Below are 26928 nucleotides of genomic sequence, written 5' to 3'. Positions count from 1 at the left end.
TCCTTGCAGCTACATACGAGAGATGGAAGATCTTGCAAATTGTGTTATTGATGAGTAAGGAATGTATTACATATATTCTTTGTATTACCAATAATGCTGTACACACATCCATCGTTATTCTTCCCTAATGTGTTGGATGAGATCCGAGGTGTCCTCTATCACTTCGGTCAGTCGATGAAACGAAAGGATTTTCACCATGGGCAAAATTGCATTTCTTTATCCAGGCCAGGGTTCACAAAAAGTTGGCATGGGGCGTCAACTCTTACGCGTAGATCCCGAATTGTTTAACCAGTATGTTGTCTATAGTAACACTATTGCCGATGCACCAATTGCACATCTCTCGCTCGAAGGGCCTGCGGAAATATTAAACCAGACCAATATCGCTCAACCTGCCATCTTTGCATACTCACTGGCACTCACCGAGTATGCTCACCGTCATGGCCTCTATCCTGATATGGTCGCTGGCCATAGCCTTGGCGAATACACGGCAGCCGTTGTCTCCGGAGCTCTGTCGTTCCATGATGGCCTCTATCTGGTAAGCCAGCGCGGAAAACTTATGTATGCGATTCAGCAAGAGCAACCAGGGGCTATGGCCGCAATTCTAGGGTTATCTGTCTCCGCATTGGGCCAGCTTTGTAGCATTGTTTCGCAAGAACATTTTGTCACCATTACCAATGTGAACTCTCCAAAACAACTGGTTGTCTCTGGCACTGAACCAGGCGTTGAAGAGATCATTGATATCGTTCGTTCCCAACCAGGAACGCGAGCTCTGCGATTAACTGCGGGTGGTGCGTTTCACTCATCACTTATGCTCCCAGCACAGCAGGCAATGTCACATATTATGCAAGAAATTGATTGGCAGAATGCGCACATTCCTCTGGTAGCAAATGTGAATGGGCAGCCCATGACACAGGCTCACAAAATTCGTCAGGAGCTGCTCGAGCAGATTACCAATCCCGTTCAATGGGTCGCGACAATTGAAACATTGATCGCCTCTGGTTGCGATACATTTATTGAATTAGGTTCCTCGCAGGTGCTGACAAAATTAGTTCGCATCATTGCACCAGAGGTACAGGCGTATGCCGCTGATACTCCGGAAAAAATTGTTGAGTTGGCTCAGAAACAACTTGTTCTCGAAACAACTGTTGTGTAGCACCGTCACCATGCTCATAGGAGGACGGTATGTCCTCCTGTCAGGTTAACCGTTGTACATAGCGTGAAAATGAGAAAACAGAGAAATGAGGGCACCATATGAATCAGCTTATGGCGACACCATCTGTACTAATGAAACATGAAGAGAGCCGGGCCGTTCAGTTAGAGAATATCTTGATTAAATGTCCGGGCTGTAAAACCATCCACTATAAACGTGACTATGAACGGAACCTGAAGGTATGTCCTCACTGCAACCATCACTTTCGACTCAGCGCTCATGAGCGCATTCAGCTCCTGACGGATCCAGAATCTTTTATTGAGGTAGATGCCGATATCATTTCTGCTGATCCGTTAACATTTGTGTCGCAGGCGCAGAGCTATGCTGAGAAACTCACGAAAGAACGGCAGAAGGGAAACATCAATGAGTCGGTCATTATTGGGCATGCAACGATCGATCAGCTGCCACTGGCCCTGGCCGTCATGGATTTCCAATTTATTGGAGGGAGTATGGGAGCCGCCGTTGGCGAAAAAATTACCCGCGCGATTGAAATTGGCCTGGCACGCCATATTCCGGTTTTAATTGTCTCTACATCTGGTGGGGCTCGCATGCAAGAAGGAATCTACTCACTGATGCAAATGGCAAAGACTTCGGCTGCTTTAGCCAGATTGGGTGAGGCAAAACTCCCCTACTTCAGTCTCTTAACTGATCCCACCACCGGGGGCGTTACCGCCAGCTTTGCTACGTTGGGAGATGTCATTATCGCAGAACCTGGCGCGCTTATCTGCTTTGCTGGACCTCGTGTCATCGAACAATTTATGCATATACAACTGCCAAAGGATGCGGCAACAGCCGAGTTTCTCTATAAACATGGTCTCATTGATGAGGTTGTGCCACGACACCAACTTCGTCAGTTCCTGGCTCGCTTATTACATCTCTATGCTCATGCAAGTTCCTAAACAGATGGCAGAATAGATTGTACTCAGGATCATCAGGAGGATATCATGGAACTAGACCTGGAATTTGAACAAGACTTGCAGCCCATCGTTCGTGATCTGCTGGCACTACAACATACACAAACCACTAGAGCCACCCCAAAGCAAGTACAAGACACTATTGATAGCTTGCACATCAAAATCAAAGAGATCTATTCTCAACTTACCTCATGGCAGACCGTACAGGTGGCTCGTCATAAAAACCGGCCCTATGCGGCTGACTATATTGAGCTGATGTGCAATGATTTTATCGAGCTCCATGGAGATCGAGCCTATGGCGACGATCCCGCTATTCTGGCTGGAATAGGCCAGTTAGCCAACCATACTGTGATGTTTATTAGCCAGCAGAAAGGGCGAAGTAGCCAGGCAAAACGCCATCATAATTATGGGATGCCTCACCCCGAAGGCTATCGTAAAGCATACCGCTTGATGAAACAGGCTCAAAAATTTTCTCTCCCTATCATATGTTTGATCGATACACCAGGTGCTTTCCCTGGCTTAGAAGATGAAGAACATGGGCAGGCCAACGCCATTGCTGAGAATCTTTATCTCATGATTGGCTTACGTATACCCACTATCTCTGTTGTCATTGGAGAAGGCGGAAGCGGAGGAGCGCTTGCAATCGGCGTTGCCGATCGCTTGCTTATGCTCGAACATAGCGTCTATACGGTTGCAGCGCCAGAAGCGGCAGCTTCCATCTTATGGCGAGACAAAGCATATGCAGCCGAGGCAGCCAATACGATGCGGATCAGCGGGCGAGATCTCCTCACCATGCAGATCATTGATGAGTTGATAGAAGAGCCCATAGGGGGTGCTCACCGCAACCATCTTCAGGCTGCTAGCTACCTCAAAACAGCGCTTCTGACGCATCTGGATGAGCTGAAACACTATTCGATCGAACAACTCTTAGAACACCGTTATCAGAAATATAGAACGATAGGAGCATTCTCTCGTCTCTAGCTTCTTCATGTTTTCTGTGTCCCTCTCTCATTGCCGGTACCTGACACAAAGGTTGACGCGAGAGGCCAGTGGCACGTATTGGCCTCGCATCCTTTTATTCGCACTCCCACGCGATTACGCGCAACTTATTCTTATGGTAACTATCAGGTAATATTTCTGTTCTATCCCTTATATACACCACGTAAACAGAGGGCATGAGGTGCGGATGGTCTCATTCCGTTCCATCTCCCAAAATCAGGCCATTTGGCAGTGAAAGGTGAAAGTGCATGGTAATCCAGACCACTGGTGCGGCAACCAGGGCAGGCTTTGCTGCATCACCATTAGAAGAGAGAGAAGAGCTTGCTCTCTACCAACGTACGACAAACTACCTGACGGCAGCACAGATCTATCTCCAGGAGAACTTTCTTCTTCGAGAGCCACTTAAGCCGGAGCATATTAAAGATCGCTTATTAGGACATTGGGGCACTTGTCCAGGAATTAATATGATCTATGCTCACCTGAATCGGCTCATTATTCGCCATAACATCGATATGTTTCTCATTACTGGACCAGGCCATGGAGCCCCGGCGAATCTGGCCAATCTCTATTTAGAAGGTTCGCTCCAACCTTTCTATCCAGAATTAACACTCGATGAAGCAGGCCTCGGCACGTTTATTAAGCGCTTCTCCTGGCCAGATGGCTTTCCCAGTCATCTCTATCCTGGCTTACCAGGAACCATTCATGAAGGTGGCGAACTCGGCTATTCTCTGGCAACAGCCTTCGGTGCAGCCATGGATAATCCAGATCTTATCGTGGCATGTATTGTTGGCGATGGAGAAGCGGAGACTGGACCCACTGCCGCAGCCTGGCATAGCTATAAATTTCTTCATCCTGCCGAATCTGGCGCAGTCCTCCCTATTCTCCATCTGAATGGGTACAAGATTAGCAACCCGACCATCTATGGAACGATGAGCGATGCCGATTTATCACGTCTGTTTACTGGCTTTGGTTATAAAGTACGGATTATCCAGGCCTCTCAAGGCGATGCACGCATGGCAAAAGCGTTGGATGAAGCCTATCGCGATATACGCTCCATTCAACAGATCGCTCGATCTCATCAATCAGTCGCACTTCCCGCCTGGCCTATGCTCATTCTCCGCTCTCCCAAAGGATGGACAGGGATCAAGCAACTAAACGGCAAACGGATTGAAGGAAGCCATCGATCTCATCAGGTTCCAGCCATTGATGTAAAGTCCAGTCAGACTTCGCTTGAAGCAGTGGAACAATGGTTGCGCTCATACCATCCTGAGGAGCTCTTTGACGAGCGAGGACGTCCCCGACCAGAGGTTCTTGCCCTCTGCCCTCAAGGGAACCATCGTATGGGAAGTAACCGACATACCTTTGGCGGCTTGATATATGAACCACTCGTTTTACCACAGACTCAACGCTTTGCAGTGACTAGAGGACTGACTACCAGTAATATTGAGCCAGTAGCTCAATATGTAAAAGAGATTATTGTCAATAACCCTCAAACATTTCGAATTTTTTGCCCCGATGAGCTCGAGTCAAATCTGCTGGGCGCGATCCTGGAAGTAACATCGCGCAATTATCAATGGCCAGTGGCTGATGGTGATGAGGACGGGTCAGCTCAAGGAGGACGGGTCATTGAGGTACTAAGTGAACATCTTTGTCAGGCATGGCTCCAGGGTTATCTGCTCACTGGCCGCCATGGGCTCTTTCCTTCCTATGAGGCATTCTTGAACATCATCTCTTCAATGATGGATCAGTATGCAAAATTCTTGAAATCCTCACAGGAGTTTGCCTGGCGTCTTCCAGTCGCATCGTTAAACTATCTACAAACATCCACCCTGTGGAGGCAAGAACACAATGGCTTTTCCCACCAGAACCCAGGCTTTATTAACACATTGTTGAATAAAAAACCTGATGTTGCACGCATCTATCTCCCTGCTGATGCCAATTGTGTGGTATATACGATGGATCAGTGTCTTCAGGATACTGATACCATTAATCTGATCATCGCAGAAAAACGACCATTTCCTCAATGGCTCTCTTTTGCCGAAGCAGTAGCACATTGTCGAGCTGGTGCATCGGTATGGCAATGGGCCAGTACAGCTCAGGGGATCGATCCTCATGTGGTATTAGTAGGAATCGGCGATAATCCAACCCTGGAAGTGATGGCGGCAGCACAGATTATCCGTACCGAACTGCCCTTCTTACGACTACGCGTGGTGAATGTCGTAAGTCTATTCACACTCACACCGGCTTCAGAGCACCCTCAGGGTCTGGAGGATGACCTCTTTGAAGCAATCTTTACAGCTCATGCACCTGTGATTATGAATTTTCATGGCTATCCTTCAGCTCTTAAACAGCTTCTCTTTGGTCGCTCCAGACTCGAACGCTTTCATATCAACGGATACTGTGAAGAAGGAACAACCACTACTCCTTTTGATATGCACGTTTGCAATGGCACTGACCGCTATCATCTGGTTATACAGGCCATTCGCCTGGCAGCAGCTCATCCCAGTTGTCAGCATATTGCCATTCGTATGAACGAACTGATTGCTTCTTATCAGGCCATTCTCACTGAACACCGCCGTTTTATTCAACGCTATGGGAAAGATCCTGACAGTATTACACAATGGCAGTGGCAGATGCCAGCCGATTGATGCTCCTGGTCCTTGCACAATAAGCGCGTTTCACAGAATCACACAGGCTATCATTCAGTTCATGAGGTTGCTTCTCAGCACAATGACACATTGTTCCAGAGAAACAATCTCATGAACTTTTCATTGACAAAAAATCCGACAAGTGCCACCTTTTGCAGGCGACATTTATCAGAACAGTTGACATAGCCACAAACAGGAGAACTATCTCATTCGTAACATTACATATCGCGCTGAATAATGCCTTTATAAAATAAATAGTACATAAATCTCAGAAATATGTTGCTACTTTTCACATAATTATTTTATAATTATTTTAAGCTAAAAGTAATTGTAGTTACTCAGGACTCCATGTGAAAGATTGGAGCAAGGCCCTATAAGACCTGGTATCAATAGAGAAGTATTGTCAGGACCCCCTGGTTTGCAAACCAGGGATCATTTACTATCACGACTCACGCAGGCGAGCAAAGTCCAGAGGATTAATGCTCGTTTTTGTCACATGTGTCACGTGATCCATCAGTGCGATGGGGACAGCTACCAGCAAGGTAGTCGTTGTGATGAGCAGTGAACTCTTGCGGGAGTCTTTCTTTCCTCCACTGCCATTGAAATGGCGTGGCTTCCAGAAAGGGACGAGTGTGACAAACACTTCTGATACGAGAAAAATCACCAGTCCTATACTGCCAGCATCCATTCTTTATCGCGAGTCACTCATTAACTATTTGCATGAGTCAACTGCTGGTCCTGCTCTAGGACTGCCACATTACAAATTGATTTTGCTCCATGCCCCTGCGGGCTATGGAAAAACCACCCTGCTCGCCGATTTTGCTCGCCATACACAGCTCCCTTGCTGCTGGTATTTGCTAGAGAATACAGATACCGACAAAATTACTTTTTTAAAGTATCTCATTACAAGTATACGCCTGCGTTTTCCATCATTAAACACTGTTCTAGATTCATTGCTCACAAATGCGTTAGCAACCAATAATAAACATCGTTATGAGGCTGTGATAGATGCACTGATTGCAACAATCGAGGAAGATTGCCCTGAACGTTTCGCCATTATTCTCTGTAATTATCAAGAAGTCAATGAGTATCAGGAAATCAATGACTTACTCAATTATCTGCTCCGCAAATTACCGACAAAGTGTGTCCTGATCATTGACAGCAGAGCAACACCTGATCTTGAATTTGCTTCGCTTTTAGCGCGGCGGGAAATGATCGGTATGGGGAGCGCATTCTTACAATTTCATGCTCAAGAGATCTATCAACTGGCTCAATTACAGGGCAAAGGACAGATGACGCTAGCTGAAGCCAAACAGCTTGTTGATGCGTTTGAAGGATGGATTACCGGTATCTTGCTCAGTTCGCACTTAAGCACGATGCAATTGCTACGACAGAGCCATGATGCTTCTCTTATCATGGCGCATCAGGGAATCGAGACAGATCGACAATACCTCTTTTCCTATGTGGTCAATGAAGTGTTTAGACACCATCCACAGGTTTATTCCTTTCTTAAGGAAGCCTCGATACTGCTTGAGATGACTCCTTCGCTCTGTTCACAGATTCTCAATGTTCCTGATGCCTATGAGCACTTGCAATATCTTGAACAGAATGGCCTGTTTGTCACACATAGCGGAGAGGGCACTCAAATAAGCTATGTGTGTCATCCTGTGTTGCGCGAATTATTCTCTAGTGAGCTTCACCATCAAGCTCCTGAACGTTTTCGGGCCTTACATCATCGAGCTGCCCTCTTTTTTCAGGAAACAGATGATTATAGGAAAGCAATCTATCACGCGAAAGAAGCAAAAGAACATGTGATGGTGGCAGAACTGATCATAACAGCCCACGAGCAGATGATGGACCAGGGAAATATAGAGACGCTTACCTGGTGGATCGATAGCTTGCCTACTTATACGCTCGCTTGCTATCCCAAACTGCCGCTCCTCCGCGCTAAGATCTATCTGCTTGCAGGAGATCACACGAATGCGCTCTCTCTTCTTGATCAGGTAGAACAGAGTAGTATCCACCAATCTTTGACATCAGATGAACAGGCTAAATTGCTCTTCATTGAACAACAGGTGCTCCGTAGCCAGGCATTATTTCAGCGGGGCAGGTATGATCAGGTAAATATACTCTGTGAACAGATGCTAAAGGATCTTCCTTCCCATGAAATAAAGACACGTGCTGAAGTTCATACGCGATTAGGCGTCTGCTCTAATCTCCAGGGCAATTATACAGTGGGCATTGAACACCTGCAAAAGGCGCTCCAATTGCTTGGGAGACATACCATGAACCATCGTACGGCTGAGATTCATGGCGCTCTGGCAAGCACTTACAGTCTGTTGGGAAATTTTTCACTGGCAGAACACCATATTACACGCGCGATCTCCTATGGGGAGTTGCTCCACGATGAATGGGGAAAGATCAATAATATAACCCGTCTGGCGCTCATTAAACAACGTCAGGGCGCATTCGACGATGCTGAGAGTGCTTTTAATGAGGCATTAAATCTGGCTCGTAAGCCTACCAACTTTTTACGTGGACAAGCTTATGCTCTTGTCAATTTAGGGGTCCTTCATCAACAACGCACTTTTTATGAAAAATCACTTGAAGCTATTGAGAATGGCCTGGCTCTGGCAAGGCAGGTTGAAGATAAGTATCTTATCAATTATGCGCTCTGTATGCTATCTACGACATATCTTTATATGGGGGATGCCTCAACCGCTTTGCTACTCCTCTCAGAAGTCAGTATCCCCGACCCGAAAAATACTTCTTTACCCGGCTATGAACAGGCAATCTATGAACTGGTCTATGGGACGATTCTCTTCTACCAGCAACGCTATACTGAGGCTTATCCGCGTCTACTGCATATACAGGCCTCTTTCAATACCATGGGTCTCAAATCTGAATCCCTTCAAGCCGCTATACGTCTATCTGCTTGCCAATTAGAATTGCAACAGATCTCTGACTGCGCACACCGCATGCAATGGGTTGCAAAGCAGTCAAAAGTAAAAAATGGCTATGAACATTTAGTACTCAGTGAAGTGCAACGGCTCCCCACACTTCAACGAGCCATCGAAACTCTACCTGAAATGGCTGCTGTTCGCAATCTTATCGCTCCTACATCTCTGGTGCCAGAGGTTCGTACGCCCGTAGACCAGAAGCAGCAGATAGCTGAAGGTGAGGCGCTTCAGGTGCTTCAGGTCACCACTCCACAACCAAAAATTACGATTCAGGCCTTTGGTGAGCCACTGGTTTCTTTGCAAGATCGCCCTATTACGCGCTGGCGGATGGCTCGTTCGATGGAACTTTTTTTCTTCTTACTCAATTGCGGCAAACCAATGCGAAAAGAGCAGATCATTACTGCTCTCTGGAGCGAAGTTGATGAGCAGATCAATCAAACGTTTCATTCGACTGTCTATTATTTACGCAAAGCCCTTGAAACTCCCTGCATTATTACACAAGGAAGTCTGTATACGCTCGATCTCCCTTCCCACTATGGGCCCAATATCTCCTATGATGTGGCCGCTTTTCTTGACTATCAGTCGAAAGCGAAACAGGCATTTACTCAAGATGACAAAGCCTATAAAGAGGCTCTCCTGTCAATGGTCAACTTATATCATGGTCAATATGTGCAGTCATTCTACAGTGATTGGTGTATCTTGCAACGCGATAATTTGCAACATGCATACCTGGATGCTCGTAATCAACTGGCTCAAATCGCCTGGCACGAGGACCAATTTGATGAAAGTATCGATCACCTACAACAGATCTTGACGATAGACAATTGCTATGAAGAGGCTCATTATTGGCTGATGCGCTGCTACTTACGACAAGGAAAACGCGGTCTGGCTTTACGACAATATCAACGCTGCCGTGAAACTCTCTCTGAGGAGTTGGGGACGGAGCCCGGGTCTGCAATCCAAACACTCTACCAACGGTCCATTCATCGTGGATAATACAAGGCTGACCATACGCTGATACCACAAAGAAGGAGAGTGTTCTCAATCTTTTCAATCAGCCTCAGCTGACTCTTATGCAACGATAGGATCTCCTCCTACCTCTTCAGGCAATTAAGAAAGACGTAAACACACGGCTTAGTTACCAAAAGCATCACTAACATGAAGCTCTTGTGTAGAAATCAAGAGCAATGAGATGAGCTATGCGCTTAGCAAGCGATAGTGCGAATAATACGCGAAGGGCTCGCTGAGCACCTCAGGTTACACTTCTATCAGAAAGCAGTGATCTTGTACAACATCTGACAAGACACAGGTAACCAGCGTGATGCTATAGAGCATTTCCCTCCTGGAGGGAAACAAGTCGATGCTTAAGAAAGGATTATCTTCATGAACACTATCAACCATATTCGGGCTTTTCTATTATCTACCTGGTTTTTTATCCATCGTACTGTCAACAACCCACAACGGCTCAAACAAGCATTTCTCATAATGAGTCTAGCCATGATACTACTGCTGGCAGTTCATCCTAACGGAGATCCATGGCCATAGTCAAACTCACGAGAAGAGAAGTAACCGACAGCCACTAATCAGTTGAAGCAGGAGAGCAATGTATGAATACGATAAAACAGGAGCATTCGAGAGCAAAAGAAGATGAAATCTATCTATCAAGAGGCAGCTCTTTTCAATACAAAGTGTATTTCTTTGGCCCTTTTCGTATCTTGCGCGGGAAACATGTTTTAGAAGAACCGGCATGGCGAAGAAATAAAGCAAAGACGCTTCTAAAGTGGTTTGTCCTCAACCCTGGCGTGATGTTCTCTGCCGACCAATTGGTAAAACTATTCTGGCCACATATTACAAGAACGGCAGGATTACGGAATCTTCATGTCACAATCAATTATCTCCGCCATATATTGGAACCCGATCTGCCTGCTCGTCAAGAATCGAGCTTCATACGTCGCAGTAAAAATAATTTCTACTGCTTTGAAATGGATGAAACATGGTGGTCTGATCTCTTTGATATTCACTATCATGTGAGCGCAGCTAAGGAGGCTGAACAACGTAGAGATACTATGGCCCTTTTTTATCATTATCACACCATTACGAGTTACTGCTACCTTGAATTTCTGCCAGAAGATACTTATGACGATACTTTTTGCGCCTATCGTCGTAAATACGACATAATCAATGCACAGGTTCTCGAGAAGCTCATACATTTATGTACGCATCTCGAAAAGTTCGATGAGGCCTTTGTTTATTCACAACGAGTGCTCTCCAGCGATCCTTATTGTGAATCTGCGGTTAAAGCCATTATCCAGATTTTTCTTCAGCAAGGAAATATTCCAGGAGCGATACGCAAAATTGACGATTTCCAAAAATTGCTTCAGCAGGATCTTGGAATCAATCCGAGTGATGATCTTCTCTCATTACGAAAAAATATCCTTATAGCAGCGCCAAAAAGCCGCTCCCTTCTTAAGAAGACCAGCTAAGAGCTTCTTTAGAAGACCAGCTAAGAGCTTCTTTAGAAGACCAGCTAAGAGCTTCTTTAGAAGACCAGCTAAGAGCTTCTTTTTATTTGCTCATTCTGAACTATGGACAGAAGCATGAAGTCACACAGATGTGCCTTCCCTCAGCAGAGCCGCCCTCAGAAGATCAATTCTGATCCAGAACAAGAGTCTGCGATACGTGCGAAGTAAGTGCGAAGTCTTTTTCAAATGTTCAGCAGTATCATTTGAATAGGCATTCCTTCGACCAACACGATGCATAGAAAGAGAAGATCGATGCCATCTTCAGGCAGATAAACAGAAAGTCAAAGAGAGGAGTCCTCTATGAAACTATCTCATCAACAGGCAGCTTTTCCTGAGAGAAGCTTTATCGAACATACCGGCCAGGAACCGGGGCATCATCAGGATACGTCTATTATCTCTTTGCGCTCAAAACAGGCCAGGATCGCTCCCCGCAACGACGATCGTATGGAACAAGCCATCCATCTCTGGCTCTTTGATAAGTACGCTCTGTCCAAAAGCGCATTGACCGAAACGCTCTATGGCAAGACCCTTCAGTCGTTACGGGCTTACCTCCAGGAACGGCAGTTGGATCTTGATAGCCCACTTGCTCAACTCATTCCAGCCCTACAAACCTGGGTCTATCTGCGTACTTCTCTGAGTCAGCAGCAGGGGAAGGTCGCTCCTTCAACTTCTAATCAGCGTATTGCTGCTATCTCAAGCTTCTATGATTGGATGATTACCTATGGCTGGTATCAAGAGAACAACCCGGCAGAACAGTTAGCCCGCTCTCCAGTACAAAAATACACAAAAGCGCAGCCACTTACTCCTCAAGAAGTTCGTAACAAGTTGAAAAAGATTAACCGCTCTACCCCGAGGGGGTTGCGTGACTATGTGCTTCTACAGGTAGCAGTCAATACCGGGCGCAGTGCCAAAGAACTCACGTCGCTTGTCTGGCAATGTGTAGAGATCAATGCAGATGATACAGTAACGCTCCTCTTTACAGATCCCAGAGCAAAAAACGCTCTTTATAATGTATTAGATAGTCGTTTATCTCAGCTCTTCTTGCACTATCTCCAGACTATCTATCCTTTCCCACTGGAAAACCTTGATCCTCATGCTCCAATCTGGATATCTTTTAGTGATCGCACCTATGGTCAACGTATTGGCGCTCAGACGATCGCCGATATCTGCGAGGCCCATCTCGGCGTTTCGTCTGTCAAATCTCTGCGCTATACATTTGCCATGACATTAGAAGATCTTGGTGCTCCTGTGACCTTTATTCAAGAAGAACTAGGACACGCCAATATTGCCAGCACAAAAGACTATCTGTCCAGGCTAAAAAAGGCGTGTACGCCTCATGCATCCGCGCTCGCCGATGCCTTTGGAGTAGGTTCTCAGTGCCAATAATCCAGAAAGCACACTATGGCGACGGCCTTATAGGGAGATTAAGGAGAAACATCTATGTTACAATCACGCTATACGCTGGGACAAAATCAAGGGCCCTCTCTCCATCCACGTGAACGCGAACAACAATCTATCTATCGAGCCTATGCCTTTGGACAGTTCCGTGTCTATTGTGATAACACCTGGATAAAAGAGACGATGTGGCGCCGCAATAAAGCAAAAACACTGTTAAAATGGTTTATGCTCAACCCGGGAAAACTCTATTCAGCGGATCAATTCATTGATCTTTTCTGGCCAAATCTCCCTATGGAGGCGGCTTTTTGTAACCTGCATGTCACTATCCACTGCCTTCGCCGCCTCCTGGAGCCAACGTTAAATCATCGGCAAGAATCTAAGTTTATTCGCCGTCAAGCCTCTAATTTTTATTGGTTTGCGATGGACGATAGTTGGTGGACTGATACTACTGATATTCAAACTCTTTTTGATACTGCCAGAACCTTTGATATGCAAGAAAATTACACAAAAGCCTCTTTCTATTACCGCAAAGTTTCAAATTACTGTAATCTTGGGTTTTTAACAGAAGATGCTGAGGAAGAATGGCTTACACCATATCGTCAGCATTTTGAGTATATCTACTCTCAAACGTTGCTGCGACTCATTCATATCTATCAGCAACGCAATGAATTAGAGGAGATGCAGGAGTATGCCTATCAGGCTCTCTCATTGGATCCATATTGTGAACCTGCCATTGCAGCAATTATTCAGGCATATCTCAAACAGGGAAATATCTCCATCGCGATGAATAAATTAGAGACATTTAGAGGGATTCTTCGCCAACAACTAAAAATAGAGCCGGGGAAGGAATTACAGGAATTACAAAAAAAGCTTTTGCTCAGAGAGGGATAGTCTGCGGCATCCATCCACACTATGGATGATCCCTTTGCGTCATCCCATCCTCTTCTTTCACCTATAACACTTTCAAAAGACTCTTCTCAAAAGAGAATACAAGAGTTTCGATCAAAACATCGTGAGGGAAGAACCCTACTCATTTTGTCTAAATAAAATCAGGACCATTTTGCTAAATTCGGATAGGTCGGAGGCACGAATGCGGCTAATCTTCATTTGTTCCTCTGAAGACAAAGAAAACTGACGCATCTGTATGGCGACAACGGGATTCTTTAACAACTCATGACAAAATGTTTCGTCAACAGCTGCCAATGCTAAAATCGTATTGATTGTTTTCCAACTCATGTATTTCCACCATTCCTTGCTTGATATTACATCCCTGTACGTATCCAGTCTGCTCTATCCATGATCTATAAGAGAGAGCTCCCTCTCTTATTCACCTCTTTCTATAATTTAAGCACATCTATAATGGTTTTGTCGCTGACTATGTGCCCATGAAGCCATAGAAAGTGGTCAAATAACCTCTCCGGAAGGTTGACTGCTCTTCTTATCTCACATAAGAAAACTAGCATTCATTCTACTATAGTGATAGTTCGTTCCTTATAAGAATAAAACATACTTCTCTTGCTGCAATTACTCTCTATGTAATGCGTCTGTACATAATAATCTCTACAACGTACTCGTTCTGGCCACTTTACGCATGCATTTGTGAGAAGAGAGATGACGTTTGCGCAGTTGTTTGCTCTGTTGAGTGAAGTTTGACAGGGCGCATGAGGATGTATTGAAGGCCTTGCACAGGTTGGTGATGGAGAGAGTAGCCAATTACCTGGAGATGCACGACCTGCCGGATTTAATCGATCAACACAGCATCTGGCAGGTACTTGTTTGTGTCTATGCTGAATTAATGAAATATGGTTAGTCCTCGGCTTAAAAATTCTGGGAAATTGGATGGATAGCGATGATCTAGTTCAGGGTGAATCTGCAAAGTACAGGGGAGATGATGGGCATGCATAAGCTCAACAACTCTACGCGAGACGTTCAGGCAGGTACTATCTTTCTCTCCAACGAGGATCGTGCCATGCACCTGGGCTAAATCTGGATTTTTGAGCAGTGCGGGTAATGCCTCAAGCTCTTCAGGAGTGAGATAGGGGGCAAAAGCAATAAAACCACAGGTTTTGACGAATTGGTTGAGTACTGTCCAGATCGCCAGACCAGCCCCCATCGAGTAACCTCCAATGACAACCCGCTCCAGATCAAGAGGATACTCGTTTGTCAGTTTACTCAGGTGCATGCGTATCTCATGGACACCTGCTTGACGATCGTCCCAGACACAGGAGTGCGGACCAACTATCTGAGAAGATGTAGGCGCACCTATCAGCCACCCTTGAGCTGTGCTCTGACGCCAGATGTCCATTGTAGAGCGAGCATTGCCTTCATTCCCATGCAGTGCAATTAAGAGAGGATACGTTGTGGAATGAGTCACTGGCTCTTCAACAAATAATTCAGGTTGTATGGTCTCTTTGATCTTATGGAAGCGCTGGCGGCAGACTTCAAGCAGATCTTGAAATGCTGGTAGTGGACGTAGCGTGACCAGATCAGGATCTTGTTCTAACATCATTGGCCCAAACCATCCCCCCTGATCTACTGTCTCACGGAAGAGATGGAGGGCCTCTGTCTGTCTTTCGGTTAAGGTAAGAAGACAGAGACGCCAGTACGCTATCTCCAGAGTGTTCTCTGGGAAGCGCTTCTCCTCTTGCTCTATGAATTCCAATGCCTGGGTATAGTGCTGATCAAGATAAAGCTGTATGAGCCGTTGCTGCAAATGACCATAAGTAGCTTCTTCCATGAATGATCCCCTTATCAGTTCAAACCTTTGTTTCTCGTATATAGAGTACTACCATTATAGCGACCAGGAAAACAAAGAGCAACAGGAGCAGAGTGGTATTAAATATATTTCACCATAATTTCTTTGCACCGGGCCAGATAACATACCTGGTCTGCTGGCAATCTAAGCCGAACCGATAATGATCTGTAGTACGACTTTACATGATTGTGTCTCAGTACACCATTCTCATACCAAACGGGAAATATCGGCTTCCGTTTTCCGTTCGGTTGGTGAGGAAGAAGCATATTCAGGGAGAGCACAAAGGAGCGTTAACGATGGAAAATCGATTAAAGATAGATTTTAAGCAGATTCTTGATCATTCGCATATCAATAATCCCTATCCTTTGTATGAGCAATTTCGCAAGACGCCGGTGGCACAACAGGAAGATGGAAGCTATCTGGTGAGTACATATAATGAGATTGTTGCTCTCTTGCATGATCCTCGTGTCAGCTCAGATATGCGCAAATCTGATGCTCAGAAAAGGGTTATGCAACAGGCTGCACAGAAGAGAGCCGAAGCCATTGCGCAAGGTCTGCCTGTCCCTGAACAAGAGGAGGTTGTTCCACCTTTTATTTTTCAAGATCCTCCAAACCATGATCGCTTGCGTAGAATTGTCATGAGCCAGTTTACGCCTGAGCGGATCGGGCGCGTGGGGGAGCATATTAAGCAGATTGTCAAGGAACATCTGGACAAGCACGCTCAGGGTGGTCAGATCGATATTGTTGACGATCTCGCCTATCCGTTGCCAGTGACCGTGATCTGTCAACTCCTGGGCGTGCCGCGTGAAGATGAAGCTCACTTTCATAGCTGGTCAGAGATTCTAGCCAGTGTGCTTGATCCAGGCCAGGCTCAGACGGATGCGCAATTAACACAGATTATGAATGCGAACAAGCAGATCCATGAGTATATGCAGCAATTATTGCAGAAGTTGAAGGTACATCCAGGAGATAATCTGCTCTCTGGCCTGCTCGCGGCCAGGGATGATGAGGGTGCGATGTCGTCACAGGAGCTTATTGCAACTGCTATTTTGCTCCTGATTGCTGGTCACGAAACGACTGTGAATCTGATCACCAATGGAACATTGGCGATGTTACGTTCACCTCAACTGCTAGCGCACCTGCGTCAGAAGCCTGAGCTCATCGTTCCCTATGTCGAGGAATTACTCCGTTACGATCCGCCAGTCCATTTCCGCAATCGTACCGCGCTGGCAGATATCACCATTGCAGGCACAACGATTCCCCAGGGGGCAACGATCATTCTTGTTCTGGCCTCAGGAAATCACGATGAAAAACGGTTTGAGCAGCCCGAAGAATGTCTTATTGATCGCCAGGGGAATGAGCATCTGGGCTTTGGAAGTGGGATTCACTATTGTGTTGGAGCACCATTAGCTCGTATCGAAGCCCAGATAGCACTAGGTGAGATAAGCCGTCGTCTGATTAAACCAGAGCTCGCCATTGACCCTCCCCCTTATAGAGACAATGCTGCTCTGCGTGGTCCACGCCATCTTCTGGTAAACTTTCAGGGTCTGAGTAACTAGATCAAAGGACGCTCTGCTTGACAGCAGTGTGGGGTAGTGGCAGTAGCTTTGGTACCAAGGTCGTCAGAGCGTCCTGCGGCAAGCCGGGACCATTGGGCGGTGGGACGTCCGTCCATACGGAACGCGCTGCCGTCAGTGCCTCCCCGCCGCTGTGGCCAGCCCTCGGGCGAGTCCTCCCAGGTTTCCTGTCGACCGTAGACCGTCAGATCCAGAAGTCCATACGATGGTGCCATTACTTCAGTGCCGCGATCGGTGGTCCAGTAGGTCTCGAAGACCTGGTTACCGTTTCGGAGATAGCTGACCAGCATACCGAAGTGCCGATCTGCAATCAGCTGGTCCACGGCGTCCTGTGGCACCGAGTACCAGGGCATGGTCCAGCCCATGAAGTCATGATAGCGCGAGCTCTCCTCGTAAGGTCCCTCACAGAAGGTCGCGTAGCTCACATCTCGCGAGTTCAAATAAGACAGCTCGTTAATATGGGTAGTAAAGAAGGTGCAACCCTCGCACTGAGCTTCGGCAGGTTGACCTGCGTGCCACATGTGAAAGTAGGCGATCAACTGTCTTCGGCCCTCGAAGACTTCCAGCAGCGGGACTGGTCCGTGCGGGCCGATGAGCGGGATAGAGGAGTCTACTTCCACCATCGGCAACCGCCGACGAGCTGCCGCAAGCGCATCCCCAGTGCGAGTATGCGCTTTTTCCCGTACTCGCAGAGTATCCAGTTCTGCCTGCCAGGTGGCTCGGTCAACCACGACAGGCTGGGCAACAGTGTCGAGGCCTCTGGCGAAATTGTTCTGATTGGGTTTATTCACGATTTTTCTCTTTCTTTCTTTCTTCTGCCTCTTGCATTCAGAATGACTTGATCACAGTCAGATCAAATATCTCTTCTCATTGAAGCGTTGAAAAACGGAAAGAGCGTGCTTAATATGAGATAAAGATGCTCTTTACCTCGCTAAATTCTTCGACTGAGACCCGACCTAATTCGCGATGCCCATTTCCGCTGGCCTTCATTCCCCCAAAGGGGAGGTGAATCTCTGAACCTGTTGTCCCGGCATTGATATAGACAAGTCCGGACTCTATATCTCGCATAGCCCGAAATGCCAGTCGTGCATTCTCGGTAAAGATCCCTGTGGAGAGTCCATATTCCGTCCCATTAGCGACTGCAATGGCCTCTTCATAGGATGCTACGGGCAAAAGAGAGAGGAACGGGCCAAATACCTCTTCTTGCGCGATCCTCATACCGGGTTTGACCTCACTAAAGATCGTTGGTTGATAGAATGCGCCTCCACTATAGGCACCATTTTTTAATGGCTCGCCACCAGCGATTAACCTTGCGCCTTCTTGCTTTCCAATCTCTGTGTAGGCATGAACTGCCCCTACGCGGCTCATATTCACGAGCGGCCCCATCTCGATTCCATCCTCCAGTCCATCCCCAATTCTCAGTCGCCCGGCACTCTCAACTAACCGCTCGCTTAACGGCTTTACGACAGCCTGATGGACGATGACGCGACTGGTTGCCGTACAGCGCTGACCGGTCGTGCCAAAAGCGCCCACCATGATTGCGCTGGCAGCCAGGTCCAGATTCGCATCATCCATGACAATAACCGCATTCTTACCACCCAGTTCGAGTGCACAACGTCGCAGATCTCGTCCGCAGATCTCTGCGACTCTGCGTCCAACCTCTGTAGAGCCCGTCAAAGAGATCATCTGTACCCCTTTGTGGCTGGCTAACGCGTCTCCCAGAATTGCCCCTGATCCGGTAATGACATTCAAGACGCCATCAGGCAATCCAGCTGCCTGCAAGCACTCTGCTAACTTTATTGCCATGAGTGGTGTATCGCTGGCCGGCTTCAAGATCACAGCGTTTCCAGCGAGTAAGGCAGGAAAGGTCTTCCAGGCAGGAATGGCCATGGGGAAATTCCAGGGAGTAATGATGCCGACGACACCTATGGCGTGGCGTAGTGTCATGCATTGCTTATCAGGCAGTGCCGAGGGAACGGTTTCGCCCTCGGCACGTCGCCCTTCACCAGCAACAAACCGGGCCACATCGATGGCGGTCTGGACATCTCCACGAGTCTCCTTCAAGATCTTGCCCATCTCTCGCGTCATCTGGATTGCCAGATCTTCCCGCTGTGCCTCCAGTAGCCCGGCAGCTCGCCAGAGAATCTCGCCGCGAGCTGGGGCAGGCATCCTACCCCAGGCCTTCTGAGCCCGTGATGCCGCCTCTACAGCCCTTTCTAAATCTTGTACTGTGGAAGATTGATAATGAGCAATAATATCATGGGTGCGAGCAGGATTCACGCTCGTAAATAGCTTTCCGCTCTGAGATGAGACCCATTGACCACCAATAAAATTCTCAAAGACTGCCTCTGTCATTACCCAATCTCCTCTACAATAGTCTGTACATTTGAAGGCAGACCCTTCTTCACCCTCATCTTACCACGAATTGTGAGGCAGTCTGTTTATACGTTCATACAAAAGGGAGCGGCTGAGCTCTTATCGCCATACGCTGGGCACGATGAGTATTCCTATGTGTGCTCCGCCAGGTTAACTTAACAAAACCATAGACGGCAATCCAGTTCATTGCTGCAACAATGATCAGAAAAACAACATTGGGCAGGCCGATTGCATTCACGATAAGATAGACAAGGCCAGTCACGACAATATTGCCCAATGTCACAGGCATCAGGACAAGCCAGGCAAAACGCATCAACTGATCCTGGCGTAATCGTGGAAGGGTCGCACGAACCCAGACAAACACAAAGCAAAGGAGGTAGATTTTCATGAGCAGGTAGCCCAGTGCTAACAGATTCCCTACTCCACCCCAAAGAAGTGAATGAAGGCCGATCAGATATCCAACACCAGGGCCTGACCACCCCCCTAAAAACAGAAAACAGACAATTGCAGAGACAATGGTCATATTTCCATATTCACCCAGAAAAAACATAGCCCAACGCACTCCGCTATATTCAGTCAGATGCCCGGCGACAAGCTCCGATTCTGCTTCCGCTAGATCAAATGGTGATCGATTCGTCTCGGCTAAACCACAGGTGTAATAGATAATGAGCATGAGTGGTTGTATCAGCACAAACCAGGACCAGGGAGTAAAACCTTGAAAGATACAGTCTAGAACAGGGATATGGGTTGCTTGCCATGTATCTTGCAAGGTCATAATATCGCGAAACGCAATCGTGCCAACTCCTGCTTGTGAAGAAAGAATGCTCGTAAGCATCACAATACCAACCAGTGAAAGCAGAAGGGGGAGCTCATAAGAGATCATCTGGGCAATACCACGAATGCTACCAATCATGGCATATTTGTTGTTTGAACTCCACCCAGCCATGAAAACACCAACGACATCGATGGAACTCAAGGCGACAACAAATACAAGGCCAGTTGCCAGTGCCGTTCCAGGCAGGCTAATATAGGGAGAAAGGGGCAGCACGGCAAAGGATCCAATGACTGGTGCAATAAATATACAAGGAGCAAGCAGGTACGTAATTTTATCGCTCGCAGTCACGATCACTTGCTCTTTAAGCAACAATTTCCCTATATCTGCTACGGCTTGCAGGACACCCCATGGCCCGCCTGTATGAATGGGGCCGATGCGATCTTGCATAAGCGCCATAATTTTTCGGTCCAGAAAAGACAATAATGCAGCGCTCGTCAAAACGAAGAGAAGTGTGACGATGAGCGCAATCATAAATTGTAAAAAATCCCATGAGATAACCCCATGCAATATCTCCGATCCCAGATCAGCAATTGGAACATCTGTATTCATATCATAACTCCAATCATCAAAAACATGAGAACGGCTCATCAATGAGATACGCTTTCGCTGTCTCAGAAGAGAGAGCCAGCCCATGCTCAAAGCTAGAACCCGTATTGAGATCACTCAATCTATTCACTTCGTTACCAATATCTTACAGCTTAAACATTTATAAATGCAATAGGAGTTAAAAATTATAAAAATTCAGAAGCTTCCATCAGAAATACGCTCGCATCTATAAAAAAATTTCCATCAGAAACATTTTATCAAAAGTATCTGATTGCTCTATATTGACAAATCGGCGTATATTGGATACCTTATAAAGTATCTATGGCGTTTATACATTGGAAGGTAATTGAGCAACAAAAAGGGGGACGTGAGCAAGGTGGGGCACAACATCTCCTTCTTCACCAGCTTTTTCTCATTTTCTTCTGATCTATCCAGGCATCCATCTGACTAGAGTTCTCCGCACATGTACTAGAGAATGACTCCAGGAGAGATGAAAAATATGCATATTCTACAGATCCCAAATACGAATGCCTTTGCAAATCGCAATGGATATAAGCCTCGCTATATTATCATTCATGGGACAGCCGGTGGTTCAAATGCAGAGGCTATTGCTCAGTACTTTAAAAGTACGGAAGGAAGTAGTAACCCGGTCAGTGCCCATTATGTGATTGGACAGGATGGCGAGGTTGTCCAATGTAATTCTGAAAATGATGGCGCCTATGCCAATGGGGTCTTCTCGGCAGGGCATGATCCATGGTGGAATACGTCCATCAATCCCAACAATGTGACGATCTCCATCGAACACTGTAAGCCAGCGGAAGACAACTCAAATGTGTTAACCGATGCGCAGAAAGCTTCGTCCTTCCAGCTCATTACTGAGATCTGTCAGCGCTGGAATATTCCAACCCGTTGGGCGGATGGCGATGGAGGGATTACCGGTCATTTCTCCATTGATCCCGTCAATCGTTCACGTTGCCCTGGCCCATATCCCTGGGATGAACTTTTCGCAGCACTCACTTCGACACAGAAAGGGAATTCATCAATGGTTCCAAATGGATGGCATGACGATGGCACGACCTTAACCGATAAAAATGGAGCAACATTTACAGGTGCGGTCAGAACCACGATTTTAGCAAGTAATTGGGATAGCAACAATACCTATATTGGGGCAAGACGGCTTGATCAGCCAGGACATGGAGTGCTCTTAGAAGACGGACGCTGGGGGTCCGGGGATATCCTCTTTTTTGCCTCGTCCGCTATTGCCGTAGCATGGCATCCAGATCCAGCGCTTACTGGCGGCCAATCTCTGACCAACGATACTATTATTGTTCCCATTGGCAACGAACTGTTGTGGGCTCATGATATTATTACAGCCAACAACCGGCAGATAATCGATCTCCAAACACAATTAAATCAAGCGAATACGCATGCGACTGACTTACAGAACCAGATCACTGCGCTCCAACAACAGCTCAGTCAGGCTCAACAGACAAATGGGGGTCTCACGCAGCAACAACAACAAGATCTGAAAAGCAAAATTGCAACCCTGGTCTCCGATGCCCAGGCCCTTCAAGCTGAATTCATCAAATAGAGGGTTTTGTCAGAATTGCTCAACTTACCCAACATTCCAGAAGAATGCGAACAAGGCCATGGTCTCTCTACTTGAGATAAGAGAGACCATGGCCTCATTGGTCTATTGAATCACCAGTTGCGGCTTATTGCTTCCACTTTCTCGTGAATAGAAGTATTCCCAGGGGACATTGCTGGAGTTTACCACCAGCGTCACGGTATTGCCACTGGCCTTAGCCGACTGAATATAACTGCTCACATCAAAATCCACATATCCGACATCCGAGGAAGAGAGACTGGTAATCTGACTGCCAGGCGCGGGCAGGCTATTACTCCCCTCTGTCCAGCCGTTATTGCTTTCTTGATAGGCGTTCATGGTAATGGTCCCTTGATCATTGTTGCCTCGATACAGACGAAGATGGGCAGAGTTCACACTACTGACGGACGAGAGATCAAACTTGAGGTAGTCATATTGATACTGACTGACGTTCAATGTCGTCTCTGAACCCGTCGACGAGGCGTAATTGTCACGATCGGCAGTTGGAGTCAAAGTAGACGCAGACGAACTCGTTCCTAAGACCAGTTGCGGCTTATTGCTTCCACTTTCTCGTGAATAGAAGTACTCCCAGGGAACATTGCTGGAGTTCACCACCAGCGTCACGGTATTGCCACTGGCCTTAGCCGACTGAATATAGCTGCTCACATCAAAATCCACATATCCGACATCCGAGGAAGAGAGGCTGGTAATCTGACTGCCAGGCGCGGGCAGGCTATTACTCCCCTCTGTCCAGCCGTTATTGCTTTCTTGATAGGCGTTCATGGTAATGGTCCCTTGATCATTATTGCCTCGATACAGACGGAGGTGGGCAGAGTTCACATTACTTACGGACGAGAGATCAAACTTGAGGTAGTCATATTGATACTGACTGACGTTCAATGTTGTCTCTGAGCCCGTTGACGAGGCGTAATTGTCACGATCGGCAATTGGCGTTAAGGTGACGGTTCCGCCTGTTCCTGGGGTTGGCGTGGGCGTGGGCTGTACCGTTGAACCGTTGGGAATGACCAGTAAGGTAATCGAGTTGGCAGGATATGTGGTCGTCAGACTATTGCCACTGATCGGGGCATCAGCCTGATGCACAATCGTACTCAGGTTTGCGCCACTATAGGTATAGACCTGAGCACTACTCGCTGAGGTCGAGAAATTATTCAGCGCCAATGGGCTGGTGAGGTCATTGGCGGTCTTATTTACCAGCATTAACGTCAGGGCATTATCGCTACTACGTTTGGCTGCATAGACAGAGAGCTGACTCTGATCACCGCTGGTTGCCTGTACCGAAGTATCACCAAATCTCCCACCATTCCCATCATAATTGAGATACATTCGATAGGTGTATGCAACAGGATCTGTCGATTTTGGATCATAGAAGAGATCGGCAGAATCCAATCCTTCCCGTCCAAAGATGCCCAGAACATCAGCCTGTGTCAATGCTCCGTTGAGATGATCATGATTCCCAAAATCGTACTCTGAGATGCTCAACTTTGTGCCAGGATAGTACTCATTAATCCACCGATGGAGCTCGCCAATGACGCCGAGTTTATCCTGTGGCTGTTCGCCGGGAATATACTTGTTGAGAGCACTATCGCCAGTATAGGTTGGGTCCCAGAGGGCCCGCGTTGAATCCAGACGGGCAGCATTGGCAGCCGGAGTATCCTCAGTCGCGCTATCTTCACTGGAAGAATCGCCATAAAAGTGCACATCCAGATAATCCAGGAGCCGCGTCCCATGTTGTTGCTCATATGTTTTCATCGATTGGAGATAATAGGGTAGCCAGGGAGTAGAATTATGACTGGCATAATTATCACCTGACTTGCTGTTGGAACCCATGTAGATGTATCCATATGGATATCCATTAGAGGGTCCCATTACCCTGGAAGTGGAGTCAGCAGCTTTCACCATGGCCGCATAATCGATGGTTTTATTGACGATCTCGTCAAATCCAGTTGGATCTGGGTGAATATCAAATTGTGTGATCAGCCAGTTCTCTGGCTCGTTATCCATCTGATAGATGATCTTACTGGTGGCAGCAGGACCGTACTTGTTCGTTAAATGATCGATCCAGTCTTTCATCAAGGTAGAGCTCGATGGAATATAGTTGTTGTTGAGATTCGTATCTGGAATAATATCATGTGGCGGATCTGCATACTTTCCATTCCCACAATCATCACCATTGGGATGAATATAGGGGAAGTAGCCCCACTGAGGCGGATATTGCGACTTGAGATACGAACAATTATATAGCGACGATTTGGTGACATACCCAATAAATGGAACGGTAACGACGGTCTGACCACCCCACTGCTGCTGAGCCGAGACTAACGTATCCACCTGACCGCTCGGCGTAGGATTGGTCTCCCCGTTGCCGCTAATAAAATCAGCGTACGATGCAGTTGTGTAAGCATCTTGCAGCCAGTTGTACGTCGTTGTACCATCCCCGCCCCAACGAGCCATGGGAAGCTTGAGCTCGGACTGAAGCGCTGTATCCAATTGATACTGGGCCATCCCATAGATACCACTATCAATCGCGTGCTGATTAGCAGCTGCATCAACTGAGAGAGCCGGGCCTGAAGAGGCCGCTAACGCTCTTTTTAGAGGAAAGAGATGAGGAACGAGATTGAAGGTGCCAGCCAGACAAACCGTCATCAGGATGACGGCTATGCCTACCTGCTTTACACTTCGTGTGTGCATCAGTGTGACTCCTTTGATCATCAAACACAACATTGTCTTCGATAGAGCCTTGCTTGTAAACAGCATGTACTTACGTCTGGTCGTGTAGACGTAATCATGTCCGTAATGCACGGCAAAGTAAGCCTGACGACAACCTTGAAGTCAGACCAGCACCCTTATCGATTTTCTCTCTGTCAAACCATGTATCACCTTCTACAAATCATCGAGAGAATATCGATTCATCCTTCTAGTCGCTACTAAAAGTGGGTGTACCGTTTTACCGGATTAAAAAAAATACACGTGTTTTAGTTGAATACAATCTCTATCTTGCCTAAAGTATAATGAGAAACCAGTTTCTTGTCAATGCTTCGAGTACCAGGAGGTAAAGTTGTTGCAAAATCGGGAATAAATCAGAATATTTTCTTCGGGGTTCCACCGACCGGCCGCTCTATTACAATGCGGACCTGCGACTTCCACCGCATCGAACAGGGAGTTATCGTGTATACCTGGCATCTGGAGGATTTCTTTGGCCTTCTCCGCCAACTCGGAGCTCTTCCTCCACTCAGCACTCAAACTGGTCACTAAAAAGGTCCGTCTGTGGAGCTGAGTTGTTCTTCATCAAGAAACACAACCAGATCAGGCATATTTGTTGCAGATCTCCCTCACCGATGGCTCCTAACGCTTCATCTCTGCCCTCGCGTGCTGGGCAGAGATGAAGCGTATTCATATGTTGAGAGCGGGCCCTGACAATTCTTAATGGTTCTGGCTAGACTGGATAGCGTTCTAAATGGTATAAAGTAAAAAGATACTTTTTTTAGGGCTATTCTAAGAGAAACGGTTGGATACTATGACTGAAGATCCATCGACGCTTGCAGTCTTTTATAAAGGTTGGTCTGACTACCAGACGCTCTTAACGAAGGCTATTGCCCCACTGACTACCGAGCAACTGACGCTAAGTGTCGCGCCAGGGCTACGTTCGATCAGCACTATTGTGCGCCATATGATTGGGGGGCGCGCACGATGGTTTCACGATATGATAGGAGTAGGTGACGAGGAGTTTGCCAGTCTGGGACGTTGGGATAGCAAGGGGGCTCCAGAGCGGGATGCTGCAGAGCTGGTCTTTGGATTGGAGACTAGCTGGCGCGTCATGCAGGAAGCGCTGGCAAGCTGGACGCCTGAGGAGATGCTGCAGAGTTACGAAAATGATCCCGGCGACGAGCCTGCATTATTTACCCGCCAATGGATCATCTGGCATCTCATTGAACATGATCTCCACCACGGAGGTGAGGTCTCTCTAACGCTCGGCCTCCATGGTCTGCAAGCTCTGGATCTCTAAAGAAATAGAAAGGCATGTTTCATTATCTATGTCATTAACACATATACAGGCTATTCTCTCTACGACTCCTGAACGATGGCAGCAACTCGTGCGTTCTCTACCTCTTGATCTTCTCAGCCGCCAGCCAGCGACAGGAGAATGGTCGGCGCTTCAGTGCTTACACCATTTGCTGGAAGCAGAACGCTTTCTCTATCCTGTTCGCGTCCAGGCCTTCTTAGCAGGTGAGGATTTTGTGGCGTTTGATCCAGAGCAGCCGCATTCGGATCTTGCCTCGCAGACTCCTGAAGAGCTGGTGACAGCCTTTGTAGCATATCGCCAGGATAGCCTCGATATGCTACAACATCTACAGAATGATGACCTGAAACGGAGCGTACAACATCCTCAGCTGGGCACAGTTACGCTTGTGGAGATGCTTCATACATGGGCCGCTCACGATCTCATGCATACGGTTCAAGCAGAGCGAGCACTTATGCAACCTTTTATGCTTGACTGTGGACCCTGGCGTCCTTTCTTTCGAGATCACGAGATCACTCCTCCTAAAGCATAACTATAGGCAAA

Annotated in this window: 19 protein-coding genes; 13 read left to right on the top strand and 6 right to left on the bottom strand. The window is 47.1% G+C overall.

From position 1 onward, the window contains the following. The first annotated feature begins 196 nt into the window (after positions 1 to 196). The 8 genes from fabD (at position 197) to EL628_RS23415 (ending at position 13542) form a co-directional block, all read left to right on the top strand. Positions 197 to 1153: an ACP S-malonyltransferase gene (gene fabD, locus EL628_RS23450; RefSeq protein WP_126582440.1), complete on the top strand. Its 957-nt coding sequence runs from the start codon at positions 197 to 199 to the stop codon at positions 1151 to 1153. Between the two features lie 98 nt (positions 1154 to 1251). After that, positions 1252 to 2109 (top strand): acetyl-CoA carboxylase, carboxyltransferase subunit beta, encoded by an 858-nt coding sequence (gene accD, locus EL628_RS23445; protein ID WP_218028984.1) that lies wholly within the window; start codon positions 1252 to 1254, stop codon positions 2107 to 2109. Positions 2110 to 2154: 45 nt separating this feature from the next. Beyond that, positions 2155 to 3105, top strand: a complete 951-nt coding sequence (locus EL628_RS23440) for an acetyl-CoA carboxylase carboxyltransferase subunit alpha (RefSeq protein ID WP_126582439.1) — start codon at positions 2155 to 2157, stop codon at positions 3103 to 3105. Positions 3106 to 3371: 266 nt separating this feature from the next. After that, positions 3372 to 5771 (top strand): phosphoketolase family protein, encoded by a 2400-nt coding sequence (locus EL628_RS23435; protein ID WP_126582438.1) that lies wholly within the window; start codon positions 3372 to 3374, stop codon positions 5769 to 5771. 554 nt (positions 5772 to 6325) lie between these two features. Continuing rightward, a complete protein-coding gene (locus tag EL628_RS23430) occupies positions 6326 to 9727 on the top strand; it encodes an AfsR/SARP family transcriptional regulator (protein ID WP_161975710.1) in 3402 nt (1133 codons plus the stop codon). A gap of 611 nt (positions 9728 to 10338) precedes the next feature. Beyond that, a complete protein-coding gene (locus tag EL628_RS23425; RefSeq protein WP_126582436.1) occupies positions 10339 to 11214 on the top strand; it encodes an AfsR/SARP family transcriptional regulator in 876 nt (291 codons plus the stop codon). Between the two features lie 339 nt (positions 11215 to 11553). After that, positions 11554 to 12639, top strand: a complete 1086-nt coding sequence (locus EL628_RS23420) for a tyrosine-type recombinase/integrase (RefSeq protein ID WP_126582435.1) — start codon at positions 11554 to 11556, stop codon at positions 12637 to 12639. 54 nt (positions 12640 to 12693) lie between these two features. Then, positions 12694 to 13542 carry an AfsR/SARP family transcriptional regulator gene (locus EL628_RS23415; protein WP_126582434.1) on the top strand — a complete coding sequence of 283 codons (849 nt, stop codon included), beginning with the start codon at positions 12694 to 12696 and terminating at the stop codon, positions 13540 to 13542. Between the two features lie 135 nt (positions 13543 to 13677). Here EL628_RS23415 and EL628_RS23410 read toward each other — a convergent pair whose 3' ends face one another. Together EL628_RS23410 and EL628_RS23405 are read right to left on the bottom strand one after the other, a co-directional pair. Further along, on the bottom strand, positions 13678 to 13887 hold the full coding sequence (locus EL628_RS23410) for a hypothetical protein (protein WP_126582433.1): 210 nt from the start codon (positions 13885 to 13887) through the stop codon (positions 13678 to 13680). Between the two features lie 556 nt (positions 13888 to 14443). After that, positions 14444 to 15388 carry an alpha/beta hydrolase gene (locus EL628_RS23405; protein ID WP_126582432.1) on the bottom strand — a complete coding sequence of 315 codons (945 nt, stop codon included), beginning with the start codon at positions 15386 to 15388 and terminating at the stop codon, positions 14444 to 14446. Positions 15389 to 15702: 314 nt separating this feature from the next. On the opposite strand from EL628_RS23405, the gene EL628_RS23400 reads away from it, so the two are divergent. Beyond that, entirely contained in the window at positions 15703 to 16965 is a 1263-nt protein-coding gene (locus tag EL628_RS23400) for a cytochrome P450 (protein WP_126582431.1), read from the top strand. Here EL628_RS23400 and EL628_RS23395 read toward each other — a convergent pair. The 3 genes from EL628_RS23395 to EL628_RS23385 form a co-directional block, all read right to left on the bottom strand. Continuing rightward, positions 16962 to 17774, bottom strand: coding sequence for a DUF899 family protein (locus tag EL628_RS23395; RefSeq protein ID WP_126582430.1), 813 nt, complete (start codon positions 17772 to 17774; stop codon positions 16962 to 16964). The two genes, EL628_RS23400 and EL628_RS23395, sit on opposite strands and share 4 nt — an antisense overlap. A gap of 109 nt (positions 17775 to 17883) precedes the next feature. Beyond that, positions 17884 to 19338 carry an aldehyde dehydrogenase family protein gene (locus tag EL628_RS23390; RefSeq protein ID WP_126582429.1) on the bottom strand — a complete coding sequence of 485 codons (1455 nt, stop codon included), beginning with the start codon at positions 19336 to 19338 and terminating at the stop codon, positions 17884 to 17886. Between the two features lie 94 nt (positions 19339 to 19432). Further along, positions 19433 to 20743 carry a complex I subunit 1/NuoH family protein gene (locus EL628_RS23385; RefSeq protein WP_161975709.1) on the bottom strand — a complete coding sequence of 437 codons (1311 nt, stop codon included), beginning with the start codon at positions 20741 to 20743 and terminating at the stop codon, positions 19433 to 19435. Between the two features lie 496 nt (positions 20744 to 21239). Here EL628_RS23385 and EL628_RS23380 point away from each other — a divergent pair, with 496 nt between their 5' ends. Continuing rightward, complete coding sequence (locus EL628_RS23380) at positions 21240 to 22331, top strand: N-acetylmuramoyl-L-alanine amidase (protein WP_161975708.1); 1092 nt, start codon at positions 21240 to 21242, stop codon at positions 22329 to 22331. Between the two features lie 102 nt (positions 22332 to 22433). On the opposite strand, the gene EL628_RS23375 is transcribed toward EL628_RS23380, so the two are convergent. Beyond that, positions 22434 to 25055: a glycoside hydrolase family 44 protein gene (locus EL628_RS23375; protein ID WP_161975707.1), complete on the bottom strand. Its 2622-nt coding sequence runs from the start codon at positions 25053 to 25055 to the stop codon at positions 22434 to 22436. A gap of 342 nt (positions 25056 to 25397) precedes the next feature. On the opposite strand from EL628_RS23375, the gene EL628_RS31075 reads away from it, so the two are divergent. The 3 genes from EL628_RS31075 (at position 25398) to EL628_RS23360 (ending at position 26917) form a co-directional block, all read left to right on the top strand. Continuing rightward, the gene (locus EL628_RS31075; RefSeq protein ID WP_126583591.1) at positions 25398 to 25619 is read left to right on the top strand and encodes an ester cyclase; all 222 of its coding nucleotides are present in this window, start codon (positions 25398 to 25400) and stop codon (positions 25617 to 25619) included. A 262-nt stretch (positions 25620 to 25881) separates the two neighbouring features. Then, positions 25882 to 26370 carry a DinB family protein gene (locus EL628_RS23365; RefSeq protein ID WP_126582425.1) on the top strand — a complete coding sequence of 163 codons (489 nt, stop codon included), beginning with the start codon at positions 25882 to 25884 and terminating at the stop codon, positions 26368 to 26370. A gap of 28 nt (positions 26371 to 26398) precedes the next feature. Continuing rightward, on the top strand, positions 26399 to 26917 hold the full coding sequence (locus tag EL628_RS23360) for a DinB family protein (RefSeq protein ID WP_161975706.1): 519 nt from the start codon (positions 26399 to 26401) through the stop codon (positions 26915 to 26917). The last annotated feature ends 11 nt before the right edge of the window (positions 26918 to 26928 follow it).

Source organism: Tengunoibacter tsumagoiensis, assembly GCF_003967535.1.
Lineage (GTDB): Bacteria > Chloroflexota > Ktedonobacteria > Ktedonobacterales > Ktedonobacteraceae > Tengunoibacter > Tengunoibacter tsumagoiensis.
The sequence above is the reverse complement of the archived record's forward strand: the minus strand, read 5'-3'. Positions and strand labels throughout refer to the sequence as shown.

Excerpts from the sequence above, each read along its gene's own strand:
- fabD (WP_126582440.1), top strand. The coding sequence starts at position 197 with ATGGGCAAAATTGCATTTCTTTATCCAGGCCAGGGTTCACAAAAAGTT.
- accD (WP_218028984.1), top strand. The coding sequence starts at position 1,252 with ATGAATCAGCTTATGGCGACACCATCTGTACTAATGAAACATGAAGAG.
- EL628_RS23440 (WP_126582439.1), top strand. The coding sequence starts at position 2,155 with ATGGAACTAGACCTGGAATTTGAACAAGACTTGCAGCCCATCGTTCGT.
- EL628_RS23435 (WP_126582438.1), top strand. The coding sequence starts at position 3,372 with ATGGTAATCCAGACCACTGGTGCGGCAACCAGGGCAGGCTTTGCTGCA.
- EL628_RS23430 (WP_161975710.1), top strand. The coding sequence starts at position 6,326 with ATGAGCAGTGAACTCTTGCGGGAGTCTTTCTTTCCTCCACTGCCATTG.
- EL628_RS23425 (WP_126582436.1), top strand. The coding sequence starts at position 10,339 with ATGAATACGATAAAACAGGAGCATTCGAGAGCAAAAGAAGATGAAATC.
- EL628_RS23420 (WP_126582435.1), top strand. The coding sequence starts at position 11,554 with ATGAAACTATCTCATCAACAGGCAGCTTTTCCTGAGAGAAGCTTTATC.
- EL628_RS23415 (WP_126582434.1), top strand. The coding sequence starts at position 12,694 with ATGTTACAATCACGCTATACGCTGGGACAAAATCAAGGGCCCTCTCTC.
- EL628_RS23410 (WP_126582433.1), bottom strand. The coding sequence starts at position 13,887 with ATGAGTTGGAAAACAATCAATACGATTTTAGCATTGGCAGCTGTTGAC.
- EL628_RS23405 (WP_126582432.1), bottom strand. The coding sequence starts at position 15,388 with ATGGAAGAAGCTACTTATGGTCATTTGCAGCAACGGCTCATACAGCTT.
- EL628_RS23400 (WP_126582431.1), top strand. The coding sequence starts at position 15,703 with ATGGAAAATCGATTAAAGATAGATTTTAAGCAGATTCTTGATCATTCG.
- EL628_RS23390 (WP_126582429.1), bottom strand. The coding sequence starts at position 19,338 with ATGACAGAGGCAGTCTTTGAGAATTTTATTGGTGGTCAATGGGTCTCA.
- EL628_RS23385 (WP_161975709.1), bottom strand. The coding sequence starts at position 20,743 with ATGAATACAGATGTTCCAATTGCTGATCTGGGATCGGAGATATTGCAT.
- EL628_RS23380 (WP_161975708.1), top strand. The coding sequence starts at position 21,240 with ATGCATATTCTACAGATCCCAAATACGAATGCCTTTGCAAATCGCAAT.
- EL628_RS23375 (WP_161975707.1), bottom strand. The coding sequence starts at position 25,055 with ATGCACACACGAAGTGTAAAGCAGGTAGGCATAGCCGTCATCCTGATG.
- EL628_RS31075 (WP_126583591.1), top strand. The coding sequence starts at position 25,398 with ATGCTTCGAGTACCAGGAGGTAAAGTTGTTGCAAAATCGGGAATAAAT.
- EL628_RS23365 (WP_126582425.1), top strand. The coding sequence starts at position 25,882 with ATGACTGAAGATCCATCGACGCTTGCAGTCTTTTATAAAGGTTGGTCT.
- EL628_RS23360 (WP_161975706.1), top strand. The coding sequence starts at position 26,399 with ATGTCATTAACACATATACAGGCTATTCTCTCTACGACTCCTGAACGA.